We start from the raw sequence: 22,670 nt of genomic DNA on the forward strand, positions 1-22,670 counted from the left end.
TCTTGGTATGCGCCCACCAGCGCCAGAAACCTTATTGGAGAAACCGCAAATTTGTGGAACTGAAATTGGGGGCTAGACAACAACAAGGTGCTGATACGTCTTTTTGGTTTTTCTCAAAAAACAATGTACCCTCCTCTTTCAACGCAAACAATTCGGCATAGAGAGCTCGGTGCTCATTTTCAAAATCGGCATCGTCCAACTTGTCCTCTGGTAACATGCGCAGAGATGAGATTCTTGAAGCACAGTTGAGACAACGCTGACCCCATTCAAAAATATGTTTGTCGACTTCGACGCCTACAGAACGTTCCGCGATTGAATTTGCTTGTCTGGCTATCATAATCGCGCCGTAGGCAAGTGCAGAGGTGGCAATAAGAGTAAGAATTTCGATAAGCATGTTGTTCCTGTTTTTTGATTTTGTTGTAGTGAGGTATTACCAATACGGAGTCGGTTCATTTGGGTCTTCGGGTGGATCTTCCGCAATTTCCGTCTCTGACCCTAAATCCGAATAGTGGTTGGCATAGTCGCGGCGCATCTTTTCTTGCAGGGCCGTTCGTTGATCAGCACTCATCTGCTGCAAGGCTTCCAAAAAACCAAACGGGAACTGCAAAGGTACGGCCTGCTTTGTGGTTCCCCGAATGTGTGCAGCGAATGAGCCTTTAACTTGAGCTTCGATGAGGCTTGGTTCGCAATACATCTGGGACGCTAGTGTCCGTGCGTCCTTGGCCGACACCCCACCTGCAAACTTTATGGATGTGTTGGCAGCGAAGGCTTCTTGGAGAGATGAACTTAACTGCCCCATGTACTGATGAGCCAAAACCATGCCGACATTGTATTTCCGTGCCTGCGAAAGGATGAGACCAACATTCCGGTCGAGATAGTCTGCGGCCTCGTCGATATACACCATCGTGGGCATTCGTTCGCTCTCAGGCAGAACAGCGCGTTCTTGTGCGGCTTGGGCAATCATTGCGATAAAGAAGCGGCCAAAGATTTCTGTACCGCTTTCCTTCAACAGGTCCTTGGCTGTGTTCACCAGAATGACCTTGCCAGCGTTCATTTCGTTGAAGAGATCAATTTTCGACTGAGGGTGCGAGAACATCCTTTCGAATGTTTGGTTCTCTAGAATTCCCCAAAGACGGCGCAATACTTGACGTTTCGTCTGTTCAAACTCGCGGGACGAAAATTCAGTTTCAAAGAAATGCTTGGCACTGCCTGAAAGTTTGGCGATGTCACCCGCAAACTTCACCTCAGCTCCCGGCTCCATCAGCTCTCTGAGCGTATGGATAGTTGCGTTGGGGATATGTAACATCAGACGCGTGACATAGCGAAAGATGACAGACTGTTTTTGCGTCATCTGAGCATCAAGTAAAGTTCCCAAAACAAAGTCGTAAAGCTCAAGGATGGAATTGGACAATCGTTCCCGCTCAAGAGGTCCATAGTCTGAAAGTCGATCCTGTCCTACGTCGAACAGGTTTAACGAAACAGGATATTCTACATCGGTCGGGTCAATAATGACGATGTGGTCATGCAAATCACCACCTTCAGCAAACACAGACAGATTTGAGATGTTGCGTATGAGGTCGCCTTGGCTATCGAGCACAACAACTGAGCGTTCACTTCGGGTCACGGCCTCGATGTCTTGCGCGATCAAATATTGCAAAGTTTGGGTTTTACCATGACCCGAACCTGCAACAATATGGTGGTGTTCAAAACGGGTATCGTTTGGAATTTCAAAGTCCAAATGCCCACCGAAGACATCAGCTAAGGGTGTCCCACCCAGATATGTATGCACTAATTCATCAGCGTTTCGGATGTCTGACTTTGCCGCGTACTTTGGGGCGCGGGAAAAGATTTTAGGATCGTGAGGATTGCCACCGGAGGCTAGAATGAGTTTTGTCTCCAGCGTCGAACGTAAGGCTTCAAATACTAGTGGCTCATCCAAAACTTTGGCGAACGGTAAATCAGCGCAAGCATGTACTGTAGCCCCTAAGTCAGCAATGTGATGAATGAGCTCGGAGCGCACCCGTATGCCACCCGAAGCCTTAGAATGCGGCACATCACCCCAAACGCAACTGAGCGCCTCGTAGCATAAATCTGCAAGCTGGGATTGGACTGCTTCGACTTGCCCTACAAGCATCGACTGCCGTTCGATTAGTTCTTTCAGCTCCCAAGTCTTGGTAATTGGCAAAGGTCGCTTGAAGTCAACATAGGGCAATTTGAAAAGGCTTTCGTAATCCAATAGCCCGAGAACCAAATTATTGACGTCTTCAACTTTCTGAACGTCATCAATGACACCCAAAGCTTCGATAACCGTTTCTGATATTTCTTTTGCAAAATTAATACGCTGGGCTTGCGAAAATATCCTTTCGGATTTTAGTTTAGCTTCTACATCTTTATACAACCTAACCAGCTCAAGATGTTCTGAGGGCTGCCCTATCCCATTGAGCATTGCATGCAAACGTGCCCCGAGGTGTAAGGGCATTTTAAAGCATGGGTCCAGCAAGGATAAAGCGTTTGGCTTCTTCTGGCGGTAGAGGTTCAATCGGTTTGCTTTGAGTGCCACCCCAATGCTTTGCGCTTTCTACCACTTGGCGGAAATATCCGGTGATGGATTCCAAATGAGCTTCTCGTCTTGCAAGTTCGATGATTGAACGGCACTTAAAAATACGACCATGAATAAGATCGCTGACATAAATTGTTTCACGCTTTTCATGGAAATATGCGTATCCGATGATCAATCCTAGTATGACGGATACGGTCATCGTTTGGGCTGTGCCTAAGCCAGCAACGATAGCTACTACCACTGCACTCCCAAGAAATCCGAAGATACTGACGATCAACGAACGACGAATGAGTCCTGGCTGAATGGCTTCAACCAGGACAGCGTTATGCATTTTGTATTTCTCAATGAGATTTTGTTCTTCATCTGTTAGTTCAGCCTTAGCCCAAAGATTGAACGTAATGCGTCTTCCGGCTTTCTGTGACCGTTTGAATAATAAATTCATAAAATGATCTCCAATCTAAAAATATACCTTAGATTGAAACCAGAAGTGACCGCGCACGTCAAGAACATCAAAAGCGTCAAGTTGCATATACGGTTATATGCTTCTTCATCATGAAATGATGAAGAAGTCACATTGGTGACCAAGACGAGAATGCGAAGGCTTAGTCACCAATGTGACGCGGTGTTTGCACATAGATTGAGGGGTAAAATGCATATATAGGGATATGCATTTTTAATGCACTTTCATTAGCTTGAAAATGGCATCCAATAACTCGGGTCAAGAAACGATTTTGCTTTTCGTTTCCCGAACAATGCTTCACTCAAATCACGCTTAAGGTCACGGTCTACGTCAGCATTCGAATAGCTATTCCAAGCTGCCTCTAGCGCCGAGTTTGTGCCGTCTTGAGCAGCCACTTGGAAGTCTTTGAGTCTCGAATAGGTCATACCTGCAAAAATTCTTAAGGCCTTCGAATTCCCTCCTTCGAGCGCTGGTATCAGAAGATTCCTAAGAACATTATCCTTCTCGTTCTTGGATATCGAACTGCCAGTTTTCGCCACGTCTGACATTAGTCCGGGGCAAAGGCGCATGGCCTGTTCGAGAGAGTTTCCAGTCACCCCAGATATAGTTTCGCGCAACGTCCGCCAAATTTCTTCATGATACTTGTCGTCCATAGCGGTCAGCAGCGTATCGAGCGCCCCGTCACCAGCATCAAGCTCAATCTGTCCAGCTAACACACCTTTAATAACTTCTATGTACGGAGCTCGGAAAGTTCCGCCATCGAGCGTGCAGCCCGACGACCCCAGTTTTTCGATGAGTACCTCTACTGTCGCGTCCATAGCCCTGATATGTTCGGGCCAAGCGCTCGAGTGTATGCCATGAAGCAGCTCGTCGACCTTAGCGTGCAAAGAATCCCATTGACGTGAACCGACTTGGTTGGTTGTCTTCAAGAATCCTAGGGGTAAGTCATCCAGTTCAAGTTTCTCAATCTCGTCCGTTTTGGCTCGCGCTGAATATTTGGTGAGCGCACTTGAAAGTGTATCGGTTGATAAGAGCTCGCGAAGGTAAGAAAAATGCCCCATTAGGCCGCTGAGCGTTAGGTACGGCGGCACCTCTCGCTCAAACATTTGGGCGACAACTTGACGAACAGCAATGTGGTCATGGTTTGCACTTCCGTATGATAGCCAGTGAGATGCACTGAAAGAATCTATCGCTTTCGCGGCGACGATGTCAGCTTGCGAGCTGGTTAGTTCTCCCTCGCCATTTAAGATGGCTTTGAACTCAACAAAGGCATCAGAACTGTCGGCGGGTCTAGTTCCATTGGGCAGTAACTTTGTGGGGGGAACAAGAGCTTCACCGAGCTTTTCCCTGCAGAGGAAAAACAGCAATGCTTGAGGCAAATGACCTTTCTCGCCGTTAGACAGATTCTTGAAGAAATGGCCGTCGGCAAGCGCGTCGTCCACCTCAATCTCTGGACGCTTTTTTGTATCCACGTGCTGCCATGTTAGCACAACAATATCAAGAAGATGCTTTACTCTCTCTTCGTCTAATTCTTCGCCTTTGCATTCTAACAAGCAGGCGTTCGCCAGCGACACCCATTCCTCATCGGTAAGGAGCTTGCACTCCTTGAACTGTTTGAGCGCGTTCAAGGCATTCGTTGGATACTTAGGAAACTCAGTTTCGAAATAATCAGCGTCAGCATCTTCGCCAAACATTGAAGCGAAGGTTCTAGATATATTGGTTCTTGGGACTATCGCAGTGCCAAAGTCCGCCAGTTTGAAACCGCTCTCTGCAATGGAAGCGCTCAGGCCAAAAACAAAATCTGGCGACATGGGCAGTTTTTGACCGCGCAAAGACTTCCTCAAAGCATCGTGGCCGTTAAGGTCCGCCAGAGCCTCATCACTCTCTGTTAGAAACTTGGAAACGTTCATGCCAGTGGAGTAGTTCGGGGTTTCCTGAGCGTTCACACTTTCCATGGCCGCTTTGGTGTAATTCTTGACAGTTGAATCTAGCGAACCGTTCGTTGCCAGTTTGAAAATGGGAATATATGCGAGGTGTTCTTCTTCCTCGACTGAGATGCTTTCAACTTTCTTGAAACCGTCAAGTAGTGCTCGAGTGATGTAGTCCTTTGCGTCTCCACTATAACTACGCAGCAGGTCCGAGGCGTTCCCAATGGACTGTTTCAAGTCACTCGTACTTGTCCATTCACCAATATTGTCTTGCAGAACGTCATCGACCCGATAGTCGAAGCCAGGCGCAGAGGAAATTTTGATCAAATCTTCCGCATTTTCAGAGATAAATGCGGATGCAATTTCATCATCAAGCAGGATTTGAAAAGCCAGCTCCTCATCCACATTGAAAACCATCGCTGCGAGTTGCTCAGCGAGCTTTGGGTTCGCTGTCAGTCGAGTAATCTTGGCATTCAAGCCGTCCTCGCTATTGAGGATTGTGGGGTTGTTGGTCAGCCGATCTTGATGGGCGATGAATGCGGCAACTGTGGGAAGCTCGTACTTTCCATCCTGAAGTTCGTACAAGCTACTCAAGTCATTAACGAATGAAACGATTTGGCGCGGTGTCGTCACCCCACCTTCTACACGCAATAGCTCGCAGAAAATTCGGTACGTTCTGAACCTATCGTCTGCTGACACCTGTTTAGGGAGCGCTTGCTCCAGCTTTTTAGCAAAAAATTCCCGTGCATTTGAAAGCACGGGTGGGGCCACAACAAGTATCTCATCGAACGTCTTTGAGAAGAGTTCACGCGATGCAAGACTGGTTAGGTCGCTTTCAGTCTCCGATTCATCGCCATCTTCGTTAACGTTGGCTTCAATGAGTTTGCGGTCGTAAGGAACGATTGCAGTTATGTCGGCATTTTTACCTGAGGCATGTTCTCCCTGCGTGCGCGAGAAAATTGACCGCACCAAGGCCCAATACTCTTTGATTTCTTTTTGAGGTAGCCTGTCGATGTTGTCTAAGACGACTACAACGCGGTCTGTCTTGGTCTGAACAACACTCAAAATTTCTCGAAGGGTCGAGTGAAATTCGTAGTCGTTCGGGTCAATTTCGCGGACTCTTTGAACAACTTTTTGGTCTTGATGCTGACGTGAACTGATAAGTAACAGTCTGGATATCGAAGTTCGGTAGCTTGACCACCATTTCTCATCTTTTTTTCGCTCAATGCGATATACGGCCAAAATAAGAGTTATCGCCAAAAAACCGAGCAGGATGAGAAACGGTAAAGTTACTAGAAAACGCCATAAGCCTAAATCTGGGGCCTTGTTGACGGTGTCGAACGCGCTTTTCGCCCAGAAATAATACAAAGGAAGGAACGGCAAAAAAACCAATACGCATACCCCGTACCAATCGAGGATAGGTTGGTTATTGGTCTCGATTTCCTTTGTCTTGCCTTGAATTTGTTTTTCTATCTCCTTGAGCTGAGGCTTTTTCTTTGGGAAGCTCTGTTTGGCCCACGTTATGAAATGTTCTAAGTAGGACCTGCGGAAACCAGAGCCCTGAGATTTCCAGATATCAAAGGTGAAAAAGTGGTACGTCTTCTTACCCTTGCCGTTTTGCTCTTCAAGTTTCCTTGCTGCCATCTCGACAACACTGGATTTGCCGCTACCCCAAGAACCATCAAGGCCGATTGCACGGTCCCCGTCATCAAACTTGACGATTGCTCGAGACAGTGAATGTGCTGTCCGTTCATGACCACCTCCGTGAAACAAGTCGGTCTTTGTCGGTTCATCTTGAATTATTTTTCTTATAACTTTTCTGCTCATAATCTCGCCTTGAAAAACACTTTGCTCTACCAATAATTGATTTCGCGCTTGAAATCACTCCCCAAAAGACGACCCTAGTGTTCACCTCGGGCCGTCCATGCTCCAAAGAAGCATGTGGTTACTCTCGAACGAGTAAACGCTCTTCAAGCCATGCCTAAACTTCACTCTCAATTAAGCTGCATCTTCATTCTTAAACTTTTCAGACTTGATTAGTTCCTTGGCTAACTTCCTCGCCTGATTAATGCTTTGCTTAAAATCATCCGCTGCAATGGAAAGCGATTCAGGGGTTGTTGCCCGATCTAAGTCATCGCTTGTCCAATCTTCCGCTCGCCGTTTGCTAATAGCAAAACATGCGGCCTTGCCAACTCGGTAGGCAAGTGAACGGCGTGCGACTTTCAGTATAACTTCGCGAACAAATTCCGGTTCAGCCAAATTGCGTAATTCTGGTTCTAGCTCGCCGGCCATACGATCAATCACAGAATAGAGTCCATTGATGAAAAGCGTTTGAGATTCTTTGTAGTAACGCCCAGCCCTTCCCTTGAGTTCTTTCTCGGCGATATCCTCTGGCTCAATTAGAATTTCAATTTCTGGCACTCTTTCAAGTGCAAGAGAAGATCTTGATGCCCGTGCACCATCAGGAGCTTTTCTCGCCTTATCCTTTTGTGCTCGTTGATTCCGTTCTGAACTATCCGCTGGATGATCGCTTATTTCCTCATGCAGCTCTAGTTTTTCAAAATCGTTGTCCACATTAGTACACTCCGTTGTATCAAAACCTTCTTCACTGTTTGACGAAGCAACGGCGGATTTATGATGAGATGGACGAAGGGTCGGCGTGGGCACACGAAATTCATCAAGAAGCTTCTGAAGGTCAGCTTGAATATCATCAAGCTTATCGTCGGACTTTGGTGATTCTGATTTGACAATGTCCTTCACCCAATCTGGCATCAACTCCCGTACATAGAACGCAAAATCGTTGGCTTCCATAGGTGAACGGTCGTTTGGCCAAGTCAGACCGTCTCGATATTGATTTGGCAAAGCAAGCTCGTCATCAATTTCTATTTCTACTGTGATTACCTTTGATCCGAATGGTACTCCAAATATCGGAGCAACCGCCGACCAACCTTTACCTGTTTTCAAATCATAACGCTCCCCTTTGTGCACAATTGCACAAAATGTCGTCGAGGCTGTAGCGGGATTAGCTAAGGCACTAAGAGAGTGGCTGTAGTTTTTGTGCTTGGGATCATGGATGTAATGCACACATACGTCACCTTCTTTGATCCGTTCATGACGAGGCAGCTTCTCCAATACGCTTTCAAGCGTTTTCAACTGGCGCGTTTTGCCTGTTTCATCCTTGCCACCTCCTTTTGTCATCGCAACATCAATTCGTACATCCAGTCCCTCTTTAAAGGATGCAAATCGTCTAAAAATATTGGATGTTATGTAACTGCGATCAACCTTTACCCCCAAACCGAGTGGGTAAACAACAGTGTCATGCTCGGGGCTTTCCCCAAATAAAACTACTTCCGTCCAATCGAATGTAACGTCAACGCCCTCTGCCGTTACTTGCTCAGTCACATCAAGGACAGTTTCAGATGATCCGTCTTGGAGTTCAAAATCGTATCGAACATACGTACCTTCGTTGTCATCGAAGCCAATCGTAACCTCGTTCACTACACCGCTCTTACATGAACGATAGCGAATGCCATGCTTCGACATCGTCAAACCAGAGACCTTGGCACCAATACCAAAATTACCCTCTAGAGACATTTCTTTGTTAATGGAGGACGAAAGGTCTGTTGCCCGCCTTAGTTCTTCATCATCCATTCCAATACCAGTGTTCCAAAACGCCAATTTTTTCACGCCATCTATTACGACGGGATAAATCTTAACCTTGCGATCCCCCTCTGTAGCAGTTGCCGCGCTCTCCTCTGCATTCTTAAAAAACTCCCTTACAAGCGTACTCTTGGGCGCTTGATCAATTAAGCGGTTAATCAAAAAGCGTTCATCATTAATCTTTAGTGGCTCGGATGCCATACAATCACCTATAATTTAAATTTATTGTCACCATTATTTTCAGTAGACGAGTTAAACTTGCGCTCAACTTCGCTAGTTGCATCGCGCAGCGCTTTAATCAATTTTTTGATGTCAGCGTCCGAGTATTCATATGCTCGGCGATTGGAAAGATTTCCAATTTTGCGAATTGCATCAAGCGCACTTTGCGCCCGACCTTCCGCCAATCTTACAAATTTCTCTCTCTTTTCGCTTACAGAAACCACCATATACCTCCTGAAATTCATCAAATATTTTATAAATTAAAATCCAAAAATATGCAACAAAGTTATAAATTTCTTTGAGATATTCATAAAATACGAGAATAAAAAACCGTATCACATTGTAAATTAAAAATTTTTAGAAACTATTTACATTAATAATATGCTCTTTGAACTGACAGGTCGGTCCTTTGATTTAGTTCAACGATGTTCAAAATATAGCATTGTGTTTATGTCATAGAGATGATTCCAATCTCAACTAAACGCCATCAATGTTCACATTAATACATTTGAGTTGAAGAACGACCCAACCTTTGATAGTCGGGCCGCCCCGCTCCGAAAGGAGCTTGCTGGTTACTCTCGTTGCAATAAGCGCCGTTCCAGCCAGTCCAATATTTCCTGTTCAACCCATCCCACCCTGTTTGGACCCAGTTGTACCCGTTTAGGGAATAAACCTGCCTTTTCCAGTCGTGCTATGTGTTGGGGCGAATATAAAACCAACTCTTTCAGCGCCTTCTTCGATAGTATCCTCATCACAATGTCTCCTATGTAAATAGGAGCATCGCGATGCCCCAAGGGTTAAGCCTCGAGAACACATCCTTTCTATCATGGGTTGATTGAATTGAAAGCACTTAGTAGATTGAAGCTGCTAAGGAAAACGAAAATTTATAGCAATTTTAGGAAACATATAGATGCCCAGTGAAGCCACTATACCAATTGTTACGGCAATTATTGGCGCTGTGGTTGGTGCGATATTGGCATGGTTATTAGGCTTCGTCGATTTACGAACTTACCCGCCGAAGGCAATATTGTCTCCCTCAGGACTTGTGCCCATAGTAGCTGGTGAACTTGTAGAATTTAATGGTGCTAGTTCTAACGATCCACAGCAGCAGGATTTGGAATATCAATGGTCAGTTGCAGGCTCCAAAATTGATGAAACACACATCGCTTCATGCAAGTCAAAGAAACGAGAAATTTTAGAATGTAAATTTTTTAGACCGGGTACTTTTGGGGTAACGTTAAAGGTTACCAACGAAAAAGGGTTAACTGACTCAACAAACAGTTCAGTTCAAATTTCGACATCAAGAGGGTACGCTGTACTGGTTCTAAATCGTGAGAACCCAAAAGAAAACAATCAACTACAACGCATTTTTTCAAAAGCAATCAACTGGCCAGAGGTTGTTGCCCTGGCTGACGGCGAAATTCTTGCCCTCTGGAATCCTGATAAAGAACAATTTATCTATGCAACAACTTTAAATCAAAACTTAGATGAAGCTGTTCAGCTCTTATCCAACTTACCTGAACCACACTCTGGAACATTAGTTATTACGAGATGGATGAGGCCTGCCGCAAAAATGATTCAAGACCAGTTAGGCGAAATAGGCTTTAAGCTAGAGCTTGAAGATGCTCCGACAAGTAATATCCGCTCAATGAGCGTAGAAGATAGAAAATCTGGATTTGCGCATGTCGGTTCTTTGGAGGACATTCGGAGCTTTTTTGAATGAATTTCAAGAACCTATTGGGTGCACTAAATAGGCGTCATATTCTGAAACTGCGTGGCGCATTTCATCCATATATGAATGCCTGTTATAAACAGCCGCCACCCCACTAATCGTCCCCGAAACATGATTCAATAACTTCTCGGTAACATGAATGGGTGTGCCGATCTTGGCATGCACTGTGGCAAATGTACGACGAAGGTCATGTAGGGTATACGGCTCAACATCCTCCAAACCTTCGTCAAAACGCTTCTTATGCCAAGCCCACGTGGTAAACGGCTTTTCATAATCCGTGGCGGCAGGAAATAATAGATCACCTGTATCAGGCAATCGTGCAATTAATTCTTGCGCTAATGGCGACAATGGGAAGCGATGCTCTTTCTTGTTCTTGGCAAAACCATGTGGAAACACCATTTCGCCATCATTGATCCAAGATCGGCGGAACTGCCCTACTTCCGAACGTCGTTGACCGGTTAGTAAAAGCAATTGAACAATTGGGCCAAATGGAAACGGTGTTTCGATGGCTCGTAAGTAAACCTTCCGAAGTTCATCTTCGGATAGGACGCGGTCACGTTGAACCGAATTCTGCTTCATTGGTGGTACAACCGAGTGATCAATCAATCCGTGACGAACGCACCAATTCATCATAGTGCGAATAGCGACATAGGCATGAGATTGTTCCGAAGGAGTAGAAGAAAGTTTGGAAATAACTTTCATCACCTGTTGGCGATCGACTTCTCGTATCTCACCTTTAAACTTAAAGTGCTTGTTTAATAGGCGGCGATAGTCAGCAACAGTACGTGGTTTGTTACGGCTTTCGCAGTCAGTGAGAAAACGTGACTTCGCATCTTCGAAAGAAATCACCTGTCCCCGTGGCACAACAAGCTCCTCTTCCAACGCGTTAGCTGAAAGCAACTGTTTGGCTTGTTTTCGTGCATCAGAAAGTGAAAGCTCTGGGTAACGCCCCAAAGTCTTGCGTCTTCGTTTTTCTCCCAGCAATACGATATACGATTTACTACGCGTCGAACACCGAATGCCAAAATTGGGTGTTAGTTCATCCCAATAGGTCACTTGCCCATTTTGAGACAAAGGTAACTTCTTCACAGCTAGATCAGTCAATCGAATACGCATCTTAGGCTCATTTTAGGCTCAGAAATCACATCCGTAATAGCGGTATCTTATGTTCAGCTATGTGCATGATTTTCATATTTATGTATATAAAATATATAGTTAAGTGAACATATGTTCAACAGTAAGTTCATACAGACACTGATTGCAAATCCGTGTACACCGGTTCGATTCCGGTACTCGCCTCCAATAAAATCAGATCGTTAGGTATCTTTCGGCGTAACTATTTTTGATGACGTAATTGGACCGAATACTCCTTACCAATTAGCCCACGACCGCTTTAAATTTCTCTATTTTTTTGATGTACCTTACTCATTAAGACTACCAGTAATCAGGCTCCCTTGACTATTCAAATGCTCATGTTTGTCCCAAAGACGCTGACGCCTGATGGTTTGTAAATCGACAATTTCCGCTTTGGTTTTCACGCGGCATAACGTAGACATCATCCGTTTCTTCAGACCAATTGCGTGGTTATTACACGAAGCCCCGTTTTCTCGGGTTCCAAGACTGGCAGGAAGCTGACAAAACATAGCATGTAACTCGATCGCACGGGGTCACAACATGCGCTAAAAATTGATCGACCCCTTCACATTTTCAAGAACTTGTCTTCTGGTCGGTCGCCAGAAATTCCAACCACATCCGCGCTGAAGATGTTTGTCGATATGACAAACGGCGTAGATAGAATTGGCGTTAATTTCATGGGAATTACCCCTTTAGAGTGATGTACGGACTTGGGGCTGAGCCGCCCTCTAGAATTCGGGCGACCCAGACAAGGGATTTAGGACGCCGCTTTGATTTGCGCGACAGCTTCTTGCGTAGACCAAACAGCATTGGCCATGAAACGGAAATTGATTAGCGCAGCAAGGTAACCATCACCTTCGGGCAGCATCGCAGCAGCGGTCGCATCACGGACAACCGCCACTTCAAAACCGTCTTCAAGCAGCTCACGCATATGAGATTCTGTACATAGGTTTGCTGACATACCTGCGAGGATCACCTGATCTACACCTTGCTTACGCAGTTGAAGTGACAGGTCATTGGTATCGTTGCCGTAAACCTTGTGTGGTGAAGTTACGATGGTCTTTCCATCGTTAATATACTGCTTGTACTGGGGCATCCAATCGGCGCCTGATCCTTCGAATCCGTCAAGATTCAGCGGGCCGGGGCGATCAAACATTCCGATTTTATGCATCAACTTTTCCAATGCGCCTTCAAATTTCCAACCGTGATCGGTGGGATAGTAATAGTGCGGAGATACGGCGACGGTCATATTTGCCGCCTTGGCGGATTTAAACAGAGTCTCAATGTTCTCGACTGTGTTATGTTCCTCGACGCTGGCGCCGATCACGCCCCATGTCACACCATCTGGGTGCAGGAAATCGACCTGTGGATCAGTAACGACAAGTGCGGTGCGGCTCAGGTCTAGTTTCATATTTGATGGCGGAAGCGCGGGTTCCGCCGGCGGGGCATAGGGGTTGGCGGTTTGCGCCTGGGCAGAGGTTGTTGTCGCGGCCGCGGCGGCGGCGGTAACGGTCGTTGCCACACCGCCGCGCAGCGCGGCCCGCCGTGTTATCCGGCCATGATTGTGTTTTGGGTCATCGCATTGGCACATAATCTGTTCCTTTCAGTGTTTGTGTGATTTCAGGCTACAGCGCCCAATGTGCCTTTTTGTCTCGAATTCGTGCCCTTACTTAATATCTAGTGCCCATTCGTCCAAAAAGAGTTATAAAAGCGGTCATGAGGTACGATTATATATTCGACGAGCTTGAGATTACGACCGATCCCTTCGCCCTATGCGAATTAAGTGGAGCGTGCACTTTGGGGATGGGGCAGGATACATCGGCGACTCTACACTATATATTGTCCGGCGATGGAGAGATCACATTCAAATCGCGCCCTCCACTGAAGGTCGCTCGCGGCTCGCTCGTCTTTGTACCGGCATTGCAAAAGCATAGCCTGAACAACTTTGGAACCGGTGGCGATCCTGTTCCAGATTGCAAGCCTGCCGAGATGAATCTATCCCGTTTGATGGCGGGAACATGCGAAACGCACGCCGGGCAGATGACCGCTCTTTGCGCGCATGTCGGTGTGGGGCTGCGCGGTGTAAACGATATCATTGACCTAATCAAAGAACCGTTGGTGGAACATGTGTCGTCCTCCCACAATATGCGTCCAACCTTACAAATGTTGTTGCGAGAAGTGTCGCATCCGGGATTGGGAAGCCGCGCGATGATCAAGGCCTTGTTGACGCAATGCATGATCGCAATGCTGCGCGAACGCCTATCATCACAGGATGCTTCATTTCAATGGATGGCGGCCCTAGCCGACCCATCTGTCTGGAATGCGCTGCGGTTGATGTTGGATAGGCCGGGTGACCCGCACACTGTCGAAAGCCTTGCAGACAGCGTACGAATGAGCCGATCTGCCTTTGCCAAGCGCTTTGCTGCCGCATATGGATCAGGCCCGATGGAGTTATTGCGAGAATTACGTATGCGCCGCGCTGGCGTCCTACTACGCGATACAGACCTTCCCGTGAAGCGTATTGCAGAGATGGTCGGCTTTGCATCCCGCAGTGCCTTCACCCGTGCCTTTGAGGGCCAAGCTGGGCTGTCTCCTCGAGCATTCAGAACGGCACAACAATCCTAAATGTTTAAGGCGTCGTCTGCGCTTTAGCGTCAAACCTTTCGGCATGGTTTTCTCTAGCCTTACGTCAAATCGGATTTTCACGAGAATCCAATGGCTTTGTGATCTCAGCCTGAAGGGGGATCGTGGAGAAATCATCATTTCACACACTAAAGGCAATCTCTTTATCTTTAATGTCACAAAATTTAGCCGGATCGATTTTAGGCGAACAATTTGTCGCGCTAAATCCAGCGCGAGGCGCTAGAGCAATAGCCCCATTACCTCTCTAGTGAAGCAATGGGCGTTTCTGTGGATCGGTTTCTTCTATGATCAAAATCACCCTCAGCGCAGACACGCGAAAATCACGGCTCAAGACTTGTGAAGCTGATGCTCTCGACACGCTTGTCTTGCCCAAAGACAATAACCGCATTCATGTGTGCAATATCTTGCACCCCCTCGGAGCAAACGAAGGCGCTGAATCTGTCCGCATCAGGTGCCGCACCCCTTGGAAGACCACCTAGTATCGCAATAACCTCGCCCCGCGTCAGACCAACCCGCAGCCCCGATGGCATGTCCCAAACCGGATCCGTGGCGCTCATCCCAATTACAAGGTCATTCAGGATATCAATTTCCAAACCATGCGCGCTCACCCGGTTAATCTCGTGTCCATCCAACCGGAACAGCCCCGTTGGCTCGGGTGATCCAAGTTTGTGAAGTGTTGACCCGCGATCGCCCATCGCGATACCGCCAAACATAAATTCGGTTCCTGCCAAGCACCCGCCTGTCTCATCCAAAAACAAGATGGGTTCTGGGGGCACTACATCCCCTATCCAAGTTTTACTACGATCATCCCAGACCAGACCAGCAGCGTCCTTGGCATCATAGATTCCGCCGCCCCACCCATAGGTTACTGTGTCGGGAATGCATTCCAGCCTGCTTAGATTTTGGCCGTTCTGGGCTACATTGATCCAACCAAAGCGTCGGGGGCCAAGCGCCATCTCCTCTTCCGAAAACGGTCGATCAAATCCGCCAGCAACCTCATAACTGAAACCCTTGTTGTAGAAAGTGACCGTTTCACTGATCGCCTTACCTAAGCCCGACCATGGTTCAAAATCTACCTGTATCACGGTGTCTGACAAGACAAGATCAGGCGTTCCCGCGACCGGCCCGTAGCGATAGGTAGCGACCTGATCGTCAAAGCAAACAAAAACTTCGGTATTGCGCCCCTTGATCTGACAGGAGTTGAACACCTCTTGCCCCACCGGACAATCCGCCAACGCCACAGTGCCAAAAAGGCCAGCGAATCCGGCAAGATAAATTGTTAAATTTCGACCCATATTTTGGCCCTTTCGTAATATTATACTGCTCACCATTACGGTGTTGAAAAACCCACCAGAGGCGCTGGGAGACCATTAATAAATCAAGTTATACCGCCATTTCCGTTGCACCGGTATATGGGATCAATGCGGTTGCCATAAGCTTCCTCAGGCGATCATCTAAGGCACATCAACGTGCAATGTCAAAACACCAAAATTCGGCCCAACGGGGCCTATGCGTCTCAAACCCACCTATCTAAACTATTTGTTGGTTTGGATGAATTTTCCCTGAAAACTCTGACATTTTTTGTGTCAAGAAGCCAAATGAGACCTGCTGTTGAGTTCACCTTGCCATTTCACCAGATCTTCGCTGGCGTCAGCCAAAGATATGCCTCGGATTGCCAACGCGTATTTGGTTTCATCGGTTCACGAGTTTTACAACGCTGAATTTAGCTTCGATTGTTGCATCACTGGCTACTTCGCCTGACATCTTCTACAAAGATGCTTTGGTGAAATCCGTCGATCCATTGTGCATGGTGCCTTGCGGAAAGGTCCTATACCGACCACACAAACAATAGTCTCGATTTGCATTAGCGTTAATCCATTTCTCATCATCCCGAAATGCGATGATCGGAATTATCAACGTCAGCGGGTACCATTGCTACAAGCCCGAATGAAATAGTGGATCCTAGTTCTGGTAAAGCTAGGCCTGATTATCGTGTGAAAATTATCCACCCGCGCTTAGATCATGTGGAATCCATGACCACGAAGCGCGTTCGCTGCGTGGTTAAGATATTTGTTGCAAATGCAACAAATACAATAGAAAGATACGATACTACAGGAGGATAACATGACAGTACTGTATGATTATTGGCGCTCTTCAGCCAGCTACCGTTTGCGCATCGCGCTTGGATTGGCACAAATGGAATGGGACACGGTTGTGGTGGATTTGTTAAGTGCGCAGCACACCGAACAGTCCTATTTATCCCGCAACCCACAGGGCATGGTTCCTACATTAGAAATTGACAGCGAAATGCTGACCCAATCTCTTGCGATTATAGAGTACCTTGACGAAACCCGCACTCTTGGCTTTTTGCCCAAAGACCCGCTGTCCAAGGCTCGGGTGCGGGCATTGTCTTATGCTATCGCAATGGACATTCATCCCATTTGCAACCTAAGCGTGGCCAAATACGCCCATCAGGCATCCGATGGAGCTATTCCCAATCCCCAATGGATGGGGCATTTCATCACCAAGGGGCTACGCGCCTACGAGGCGATGCTGGCACAGGGGCCCTATTCTTATGGGGCACAGATCACGATGGCTGATATTTGCCTGATGCCACAAATCTACAATGCCACTCGTTGGGAGATCGATCTAATCCCGATGCCAAAAATACGCGCGATCGCAGAACGTTTACAGAATATCCCTGCCTTCGCGCAGGCACATCCTGATAATTGCCCACGATAGGATGACGCATCCCTAGGCTACCCTTCGTTCAACATCTGTGATTTTCGTAAATGGTCGCGTGCAAAATCGACGAAGCTGCGCAGTTTGGCAGAGGCACGGCGCCCCTCTGGGTGCACCAGATGTATGGGCAGTGGATCTGGCTCGAATTCCCGTAGAACCGTTTCAAGCCTACCAGCCCTAAGGTCTGGGCCGATTTGATAAGAGAGCACACGCGCAAGCCCCCAGCCAGATTTCGCTATATCAATCGCCGCCGCGATGCTTGTTACCGCCAAGCGTGGGTGCAGGCGCACAGAGCCCTGATCCTTTGTACCAAAGCGCCACACCGCTGTATCCGCAAGAGAGGAGGCCGCCACAATTTTGTGGTTTTGCAGATCACTTGGCGTTTTAGGGCGCCCATTGGCTTCAAAGTACTGTGCTGATCCGCAAATGACGCGACGCACAGACCCCACTCTCACGGCCGTCAATCCCGAAGAGGGCAATGCCCCAATGCGTACACCGATATCCACCCCCTCCTCTACCAAGTTAACAACCCGATCCAGCATCAATACATCCGCTGAAACATCCGGAAAACGATCCAGATAGGCCGCTAGAATTGGGGTTATATAAAGGCGCCCGAATTCATTGGGGCAGGTAATGCGCAGGCGCCCCTTTGGTATAATCGCCGCGCCAGCTGCGGCGGCATCTGCCGCCTGCAACTGCGCCAAAATAGTACGCGCATCTTTTAGATAGGTTGCTCCGATATCGGTCAGTCTGACCTGCCGTGTGGTGCGGGTAAACAGGCGCACCCCCAGACGGGCCTCTAGGGCATTTATTCCGCGTGTGGCTGATGGCGCGCTTAGTCCAACGCTACGCGCTCCTGCTGCAAAACTTTGGGCCTCGCTTACGGCAACGAAAACCTCGAGTGATTGAATGCGATCCATGATTGCCTACAAAATTCAAAATAATAAATTTCATATTTAACTCATTCCTTCATCAAATCAATCGCTCTAAGATCCGCTAGCGCCGCCACAGGATGTGTATTTCTTGAAGAAACCCGATAAGTGCATTGGCGCTGCATATTCAAAGGACAGACAATGATAGACGCCAATGGTTTCGCGCCTATGGCAACGAAAACTGGATGCTTGATGACATGGGCCTAATGGAAGAGCGCCACGCAACTTACGCTCGCCTCTTGGGCCGCGCACAATTGATTTTCCAGCCTCAGCGCGCTGTGGCTATAGAACAAAGGATTCTAAACCATGACCTCTGTAATCAAATTATATCGCAATGCGAAATCTGGGCATTGCCACCGCGTTCAGCTGATGATGGCCTTGCTGGAAATACCCTATGAGACAATTGATTTGGATATGGAAAACGGGGCACACAAAAGGCCCGATTATCTAAAAATCAGCCCTTTTGGTAAGGTTCCGGCGATTGACGATGCTGGCTATACCCTATCGGATTCCAATGCAATTTTGGTTTATTTGGTGCAAACCTATGCCAAGGATAGCCACTGGATGCCCCAAGATGCCAAGACCGCGGCAGAGGTTCAGCGCTGGTTGACCATTGCCGCGCATAACGTCTTTTCTGGGCCCTGTACCGCGCGCCTTATTATGTTGTTTGGTGCTCCATTAGATCATGAGAAAGCCTGTAATACGTCAAATGACCTATTTGAAATCATGGAAAGACACTTAGCCGTTTCGGACTGGCTGGCGGCAGAAACAGCCACAATCGCAGATATTGCGAATTATAGCTATATTGCCCATGCGCCTGAGGGCGGCATAGATTTAGCCCCCTATACTAACATTCGCGCCTGGCTGGCACGAATAGAGGCATTGCCACGGTTTGTGGCCATGGCCACCTCGCCTATCCCCGCCAAAACATAGGGGTTTCCTGCTAATGTCAAAGGGTCTCAGAAACTTTCATCGTGGTGAGCGCGCGGTGCAACTGCGCGCCGAGGTCCCCGCTAAGTATAGCGAGATGGCATCCAGCGTTATTCGCACTGAAATGCCAGACCAACATCGCGGCTTTTTCGAAAGCCTGCCGGTTCTGTTCATGGGATTTGTGGATCATGGAGGGCGTGTTTGGGCCAGCCCCTTTATCGGCGGGGAAAACAGTATTCATAGCCCCTTGCCTGACCAACTGAACATTGACGGCCTGCCTTTGCTGGTCGATGAACTGGGTCTAGATCTAACAGTCGGAGCCAAGGTTGGCGCCGTAGGTATTCAGCAGGATACCCGCAGGCGCAATAGGGTAAACGGAACGATCACCCAGCACACAAACAAAGGGTTGCTGATGCGGGTGGATCAAAGTTTCGGAAATTGCCCCAAGTATATTCAGCTACGGCACCCAAAATGGAACGGCCCAACCAATCAGAAAATCACCAGCACGAAACTATCAAATCTAAATACCACCGCGAAAGCGATGATTGCTACCGCAGATACCTTTATCATTGCCTCGCGGCATGCAGTTTTATCCGATGCCCCAACAGCGGGGGTGGATGCATCACACCGTGGCGGGCGGTCGGGATTTCTGAAGGTAGATTCGGCTGGGGCCCTATCCTTCCCTGATTTTTCCGGAAATCGTTTTTTCAACACCCTTGGAAATATCGTCGATGATGGACGGGTGGGGATGTTCATACCAGATTTCGCCAGTGGCTCGGCACTTTTCATAACGGGGCGCGCCGTGATTGAGTGGGGCCGTGATCACGTCGCCGCCTTTAAGGGGGCCGAACGTTTGATACATGTAACACCAGAGGAAATTTGGTTGGCGCATGGCTTGGTTGTGGCCGGGGATGATACCGTAGAACCATCGCCCCATTTGCAAAGAACAGGCATATGGGAAGAGAAACATTGATCTGCAAACTCCCGATCAAAGAGATAATTCAAGCGCCATAGAGGAAACAGTACGGCCCTGTACGGCCTGCGCCTTGGCTTGAAACGGCGACTAGAGCCGTATGGGTTCTCCGCTGCGCGCGGCCTGATCCGCCGCATCAGCCAATATCTGCGCGCGCAGGCCGTCTTCTCCGCTCGGTGTCATTTCCCCGCCGGACATTAGGACATCTACAAAATGAGTCAGTTCGGCGCGGTATGCCGCAGCGTAACGCTCCAGGAAGAAGGGCTGTGTTGCGGCCGTACGAAAACCTGCACTGGTCGAGATTTCAACACTATGTTCGAGCATATTATCTGCGCGTAACATACCCTTGGCGCCGTGCACCTCGATGCGTTGATCATAGCCATAGGTGGCACGTCGGGAATTGCTGATCTGGCACAGTTTGCCACTGGGGGTTTTTAGAGTCACGACTGCTGTGTCAAAATCCCCAACAGCACCAATCTCTGGATCCACTAAGCAAGATGCGGCGGCACTGAGTTCATTGGGTTCTTCGCCCAATAAAAACCGCGCCATATCCAAATCATGAATCATCATATCGCGGAAAATACCACCCGAAGTTTTAATATAGCCAATTGGGGGCGGACTAGGATCGCGCGACAGGATCGTAACGATTTCTATATTGCCTATCACCTGATCGGCAATCTGACGTTGTAGATGCGCAAAGCTGGGATCAAAACGTCGGTTAAAGGCAGTCATAAACGGCACCGAAGCCATTTCGACAACCGCCAAACATTCGCGAATGCGCGCAACCGATAGATCAACTGGTTTTTCGCAAAAAATCGCCTTCCCCGCCGCCGCCGCCGCGTGGATCAGGTCGTAATGCGTGGTGGTTGGCGTGCCGATGATCACTGCATCTATCGCGGGATCGGCGATTATTTCATCCGAAGACATCACCTTGGCTGATGTTTGCGCCGCAAGGCTTTCTGCCGCTTTGGGTAAGAAATCTGAAACCGCAGCGACCCGTGCGCCCGCAATATTGCGCAGGGTCTGCCCATGGACCTGTCCGATACGCCCACAGCCCAAGATGCCGATATTTATCATGACTTCCCCAATAAATTTGCCAACACTTGGGCCGCGGCCTCTTCAGTTGGTTGTTGTGTTTCCCGTAGAATTGATACCCGATCAAAGCGTGATTGATCCGAATTTACCGCCCTGCGCAAGGCCTGCCCAAACGCCATGCGCAATTCTGTTCCGATGTTGAATTTACAGATGTTTGTCTGTTGCGCCAGTTTTTTGCGCTGGTGTGCTGGTACGCCTGAACCACCGTGAATAACCAATGGCACATCGGTCTTGGATTGGATAGCAGCGATACGTGCCTCGTCTAATCCACCCTGTTGATCCTGTTGCAGATGCACATTCCCCACCGAAATCGCCATGGCATCCACACCCGTTTCTGCGGCAAAAATGGCGGCCTCTTCTGGGTCTGTACCGGCCGAGGCCTCGCCATCCTCATAGCCCACAAAGCCAATTTCACCCTCGCAAGAAATTCCGCCACTATGGGCCATTTCTACAATTTGGCGGGTCTGGGCGATATTCTCAGCCAGTGATTGGCGTGACCCGTCAAACATCAACGAGGTAAAGCCAGCATCCAGCGCAGCCGCGCATTCATCATAGGTATAGCCATGATCCAAATGAGCCACGACCGGTACGCCGGCCTCCTCGGCCAAATGCCGATACATTTTACCCAATATTGGCAGAGGGGTATGGGCGCGACAACTCGGCCCCGCCTGTAGAATTACTGGGCAATTTTCTCGCTCGGCGGCGGCTACATATGCGCGCATATCCTCCCAGCCTAGCGTCACTAGCCCGCCCACCGCATAGCCGCCCTTAAGGGCGGGTTGCAGGACATCCTTTAGCGTAACCAGCGCCATTACTTGAACTTCGCAATCATATCTTTGATACCCGGAATAGTTTCTACCTGATAGGCATGGCTGGGTTGGAAATACTGTATTAACGAGCGCTGTGACAGACCACCAAGGATGGTGAAATAATACATCTGATACCCAGGCAAGACCGCGCAGGGATGATAGCCGGAGTCTAGACAAATCGTAGAGCCATCCACAATATGATAGGCATCACCCGCCACCCCGTCCTCACGTTGTAGCATCTGAACACCCGAACCATGATTGGGCTTAAAGCGGAAATTATAGGTTTCGTCATGGCGGGTCTCTTGGGGCAAGCGGTCTGTGTCATGCTTGTGACTGGGGAATCCCGACCAACCGCCCTCGCCTACTGTGAACAGCTCAGACACCAACAAACGGCCCACCTGTCCATGGTATTTCGATCCCAATATATGCTTGATTTTACGGTGTGTTTTCGTATCGTCCGATCCGTACTGAACCAGATCCAGCTCATCCGAGCGCACCGCAAAGGCATCTAATACCTTATCATAGCGGGCACCGGCCACAAATATTTCGGCGTTATCGCTGGTGCATACCAGTGTTGCCCGCGCTGCGGTGGGCACATACACACCCTCCGGCTCGCCATCCCACACATCCTCTTTACGCAGTCCAAGACCTAACACCTTGAAGCCCTCGATATCCACATCAACTGTGCCAGTGGCCGGTACGATGCAGGTTTCGTAGCCGGGTACTGCATACTCAAAAGCTTGGCCCTTGGTTAATTTTACGATATTGAAATAGTTCAAGGGAACCGTGGCATCATCAATATCCACAATTGGCGAGTTATGGTTTTCAAATGGTGGAATATGCATGGTTTTTC

General features: G+C 48.3%; 20 protein-coding genes. 6 read left to right on the top strand and 14 right to left on the bottom strand.

Annotation, left to right across the window (positions count from 1 at the left end):
• Positions 1-31 precede the first annotated feature (31 nt).
• The 7 genes from QQL62_RS11460 to QQL62_RS11490 all read right to left on the bottom strand — a co-directional run bounded on the left by QQL62_RS11460 (position 32) and on the right by QQL62_RS11490 (position 9,579).
• Positions 32-394 (bottom strand): hypothetical protein, encoded by a 363-nt coding sequence (locus tag QQL62_RS11460; protein ID WP_284379276.1) that lies wholly within the window; start codon positions 392-394, stop codon positions 32-34.
• Between the two features lie 36 nt (positions 395-430).
• Positions 431-2,560, bottom strand: coding sequence for a type IV secretory system conjugative DNA transfer family protein (locus tag QQL62_RS11465; RefSeq protein ID WP_284379279.1), 2,130 nt, complete (start codon positions 2,558-2,560; stop codon positions 431-433).
• Positions 2,481-3,002 (bottom strand): hypothetical protein, encoded by a 522-nt coding sequence (locus QQL62_RS11470; RefSeq protein ID WP_284379281.1) that lies wholly within the window; start codon positions 3,000-3,002, stop codon positions 2,481-2,483. Before QQL62_RS11470 ends, QQL62_RS11465 begins: the two co-directional genes overlap by 80 nt.
• Before the next feature lie 245 nt (positions 3,003-3,247).
• A complete protein-coding gene (locus QQL62_RS11475; protein ID WP_284379283.1) occupies positions 3,248-6,775 on the bottom strand; it encodes a P-loop NTPase fold protein in 3,528 nt (1,175 codons plus the stop codon).
• Between the two features lie 171 nt (positions 6,776-6,946).
• Positions 6,947-8,809 (bottom strand): ATP-binding protein, encoded by a 1,863-nt coding sequence (locus QQL62_RS11480; RefSeq protein ID WP_284379285.1) that lies wholly within the window; start codon positions 8,807-8,809, stop codon positions 6,947-6,949.
• 8 nt (positions 8,810-8,817) lie between these two features.
• Entirely contained in the window at positions 8,818-9,054 is a 237-nt protein-coding gene (locus QQL62_RS11485) for a hypothetical protein (protein WP_284379287.1), read from the bottom strand.
• Between the two features lie 345 nt (positions 9,055-9,399).
• Positions 9,400-9,579, bottom strand: coding sequence for a helix-turn-helix transcriptional regulator (locus QQL62_RS11490; RefSeq protein WP_284379289.1), 180 nt, complete (start codon positions 9,577-9,579; stop codon positions 9,400-9,402).
• Positions 9,580-9,737: 158 nt separating this feature from the next.
• On the opposite strand from QQL62_RS11490, the gene QQL62_RS11495 reads away from it, so the two are divergent.
• Positions 9,738-10,550, top strand: coding sequence for a PKD domain-containing protein (locus QQL62_RS11495; protein WP_284379291.1), 813 nt, complete (start codon positions 9,738-9,740; stop codon positions 10,548-10,550).
• 3 nt (positions 10,551-10,553) lie between these two features.
• On the opposite strand, the gene QQL62_RS11500 is transcribed toward QQL62_RS11495, so the two are convergent.
• Positions 10,554-11,675 (bottom strand): tyrosine-type recombinase/integrase, encoded by a 1,122-nt coding sequence (locus QQL62_RS11500; RefSeq protein WP_284379295.1) that lies wholly within the window; start codon positions 11,673-11,675, stop codon positions 10,554-10,556.
• A gap of 775 nt (positions 11,676-12,450) precedes the next feature.
• Positions 12,451-13,284: a cysteine hydrolase family protein gene (locus QQL62_RS11505; protein ID WP_284379299.1), complete on the bottom strand. Its 834-nt coding sequence runs from the start codon at positions 13,282-13,284 to the stop codon at positions 12,451-12,453.
• 125 nt (positions 13,285-13,409) lie between these two features.
• Between QQL62_RS11505 and QQL62_RS11510 the strand changes: the two genes are divergently transcribed.
• Entirely contained in the window at positions 13,410-14,318 is a 909-nt protein-coding gene (locus QQL62_RS11510) for a helix-turn-helix domain-containing protein (protein ID WP_284379301.1), read from the top strand.
• A 338-nt stretch (positions 14,319-14,656) separates the two neighbouring features.
• On the opposite strand, the gene QQL62_RS11515 is transcribed toward QQL62_RS11510, so the two are convergent.
• Entirely contained in the window at positions 14,657-15,631 is a 975-nt protein-coding gene (locus QQL62_RS11515; protein ID WP_284379303.1) for a hypothetical protein, read from the bottom strand.
• 829 nt (positions 15,632-16,460) lie between these two features.
• On the opposite strand from QQL62_RS11515, the gene maiA reads away from it, so the two are divergent.
• A complete protein-coding gene (gene maiA, locus QQL62_RS11520) occupies positions 16,461-17,078 on the top strand; it encodes a maleylacetoacetate isomerase (protein WP_284379305.1) in 618 nt (205 codons plus the stop codon).
• Positions 17,079-17,095: 17 nt separating this feature from the next.
• Here maiA and QQL62_RS11525 read toward each other — a convergent pair whose 3' ends face one another.
• Entirely contained in the window at positions 17,096-17,998 is a 903-nt protein-coding gene (locus QQL62_RS11525; protein WP_284379307.1) for a LysR family transcriptional regulator, read from the bottom strand.
• Between the two features lie 125 nt (positions 17,999-18,123).
• Here QQL62_RS11525 and QQL62_RS13500 point away from each other — a divergent pair, with 125 nt between their 5' ends.
• The 3 genes from QQL62_RS13500 to QQL62_RS11535 are packed head-to-tail and all read left to right on the top strand — an operon-like array spanning position 18,124 to position 19,913.
• Positions 18,124-18,408 (top strand): DUF1348 family protein, encoded by a 285-nt coding sequence (locus QQL62_RS13500; protein WP_431355770.1) that lies wholly within the window; start codon positions 18,124-18,126, stop codon positions 18,406-18,408.
• Positions 18,317-18,943: a glutathione S-transferase family protein gene (locus tag QQL62_RS11530; RefSeq protein ID WP_284379310.1), complete on the top strand. Its 627-nt coding sequence runs from the start codon at positions 18,317-18,319 to the stop codon at positions 18,941-18,943. Before QQL62_RS13500 ends, QQL62_RS11530 begins: the two co-directional genes overlap by 92 nt.
• A 13-nt stretch (positions 18,944-18,956) precedes the next feature.
• Complete coding sequence (locus QQL62_RS11535; RefSeq protein WP_284379313.1) at positions 18,957-19,913, top strand: pyridoxamine 5'-phosphate oxidase family protein; 957 nt, start codon at positions 18,957-18,959, stop codon at positions 19,911-19,913.
• 90 nt (positions 19,914-20,003) lie between these two features.
• Here QQL62_RS11535 and iolG read toward each other — a convergent pair whose 3' ends face one another.
• The 3 genes from iolG to QQL62_RS11550 are packed head-to-tail and all read right to left on the bottom strand — an operon-like array spanning position 20,004 to position 22,662.
• Positions 20,004-20,990, bottom strand: a complete 987-nt coding sequence (gene iolG / locus QQL62_RS11540) for an inositol 2-dehydrogenase (protein WP_284379315.1) — start codon at positions 20,988-20,990, stop codon at positions 20,004-20,006.
• Positions 20,987-21,820 (bottom strand): class II fructose-bisphosphate aldolase, encoded by an 834-nt coding sequence (locus QQL62_RS11545; RefSeq protein ID WP_284379318.1) that lies wholly within the window; start codon positions 21,818-21,820, stop codon positions 20,987-20,989. The genes iolG and QQL62_RS11545 overlap by 4 nt, the downstream gene beginning before the upstream one ends.
• Complete coding sequence (locus QQL62_RS11550; protein WP_284379320.1) at positions 21,820-22,662, bottom strand: 5-deoxy-glucuronate isomerase; 843 nt, start codon at positions 22,660-22,662, stop codon at positions 21,820-21,822. Before QQL62_RS11550 ends, QQL62_RS11545 begins: the two co-directional genes overlap by 1 nt.
• Positions 22,663-22,670: the final 8 nt, after the last annotated feature.

Source organism: Amylibacter marinus (genome assembly GCF_030160015.1).
GTDB lineage: Bacteria > Pseudomonadota > Alphaproteobacteria > Rhodobacterales > Rhodobacteraceae > Amylibacter > Amylibacter marinus.

What these genes read in the sequence shown, in the direction of transcription:
- QQL62_RS11480 (WP_284379285.1), bottom strand. Translation starts at nt 8,809, where the DNA reads ATGGCATCCGAGCCACTAAAGATTAATGATGAACGCTTTTTGATTAAC.
- QQL62_RS11525 (WP_284379307.1), bottom strand. Translation starts at nt 17,998, where the DNA reads ATGGATCGCATTCAATCACTCGAGGTTTTCGTTGCCGTAAGCGAGGCC.
- QQL62_RS11505 (WP_284379299.1), bottom strand. Translation starts at nt 13,284, where the DNA reads ATGTGCCAATGCGATGACCCAAAACACAATCATGGCCGGATAACACGG.
- iolG (WP_284379315.1), bottom strand. Translation starts at nt 20,990, where the DNA reads ATGATAAATATCGGCATCTTGGGCTGTGGGCGTATCGGACAGGTCCAT.
- QQL62_RS11545 (WP_284379318.1), bottom strand. Translation starts at nt 21,820, where the DNA reads ATGGCGCTGGTTACGCTAAAGGATGTCCTGCAACCCGCCCTTAAGGGC.
- QQL62_RS11500 (WP_284379295.1), bottom strand. Translation starts at nt 11,675, where the DNA reads ATGCGTATTCGATTGACTGATCTAGCTGTGAAGAAGTTACCTTTGTCT.
- QQL62_RS11530 (WP_284379310.1), top strand. Translation starts at nt 18,317, where the DNA reads ATGACCTCTGTAATCAAATTATATCGCAATGCGAAATCTGGGCATTGC.
- QQL62_RS11515 (WP_284379303.1), bottom strand. Translation starts at nt 15,631, where the DNA reads ATGGGTCGAAATTTAACAATTTATCTTGCCGGATTCGCTGGCCTTTTT.
- QQL62_RS11485 (WP_284379287.1), bottom strand. Translation starts at nt 9,054, where the DNA reads ATGGTGGTTTCTGTAAGCGAAAAGAGAGAGAAATTTGTAAGATTGGCG.
- maiA (WP_284379305.1), top strand. Translation starts at nt 16,461, where the DNA reads ATGACAGTACTGTATGATTATTGGCGCTCTTCAGCCAGCTACCGTTTG.
- QQL62_RS11470 (WP_284379281.1), bottom strand. Translation starts at nt 3,002, where the DNA reads ATGAATTTATTATTCAAACGGTCACAGAAAGCCGGAAGACGCATTACG.
- QQL62_RS11475 (WP_284379283.1), bottom strand. Translation starts at nt 6,775, where the DNA reads ATGAGCAGAAAAGTTATAAGAAAAATAATTCAAGATGAACCGACAAAG.
- QQL62_RS11550 (WP_284379320.1), bottom strand. Translation starts at nt 22,662, where the DNA reads ATGCATATTCCACCATTTGAAAACCATAACTCGCCAATTGTGGATATT.
- QQL62_RS11510 (WP_284379301.1), top strand. Translation starts at nt 13,410, where the DNA reads ATGAGGTACGATTATATATTCGACGAGCTTGAGATTACGACCGATCCC.
- QQL62_RS11535 (WP_284379313.1), top strand. Translation starts at nt 18,957, where the DNA reads ATGTCAAAGGGTCTCAGAAACTTTCATCGTGGTGAGCGCGCGGTGCAA.
- QQL62_RS11490 (WP_284379289.1), bottom strand. Translation starts at nt 9,579, where the DNA reads ATGAGGATACTATCGAAGAAGGCGCTGAAAGAGTTGGTTTTATATTCG.
- QQL62_RS11495 (WP_284379291.1), top strand. Translation starts at nt 9,738, where the DNA reads ATGCCCAGTGAAGCCACTATACCAATTGTTACGGCAATTATTGGCGCT.
- QQL62_RS11460 (WP_284379276.1), bottom strand. Translation starts at nt 394, where the DNA reads ATGCTTATCGAAATTCTTACTCTTATTGCCACCTCTGCACTTGCCTAC.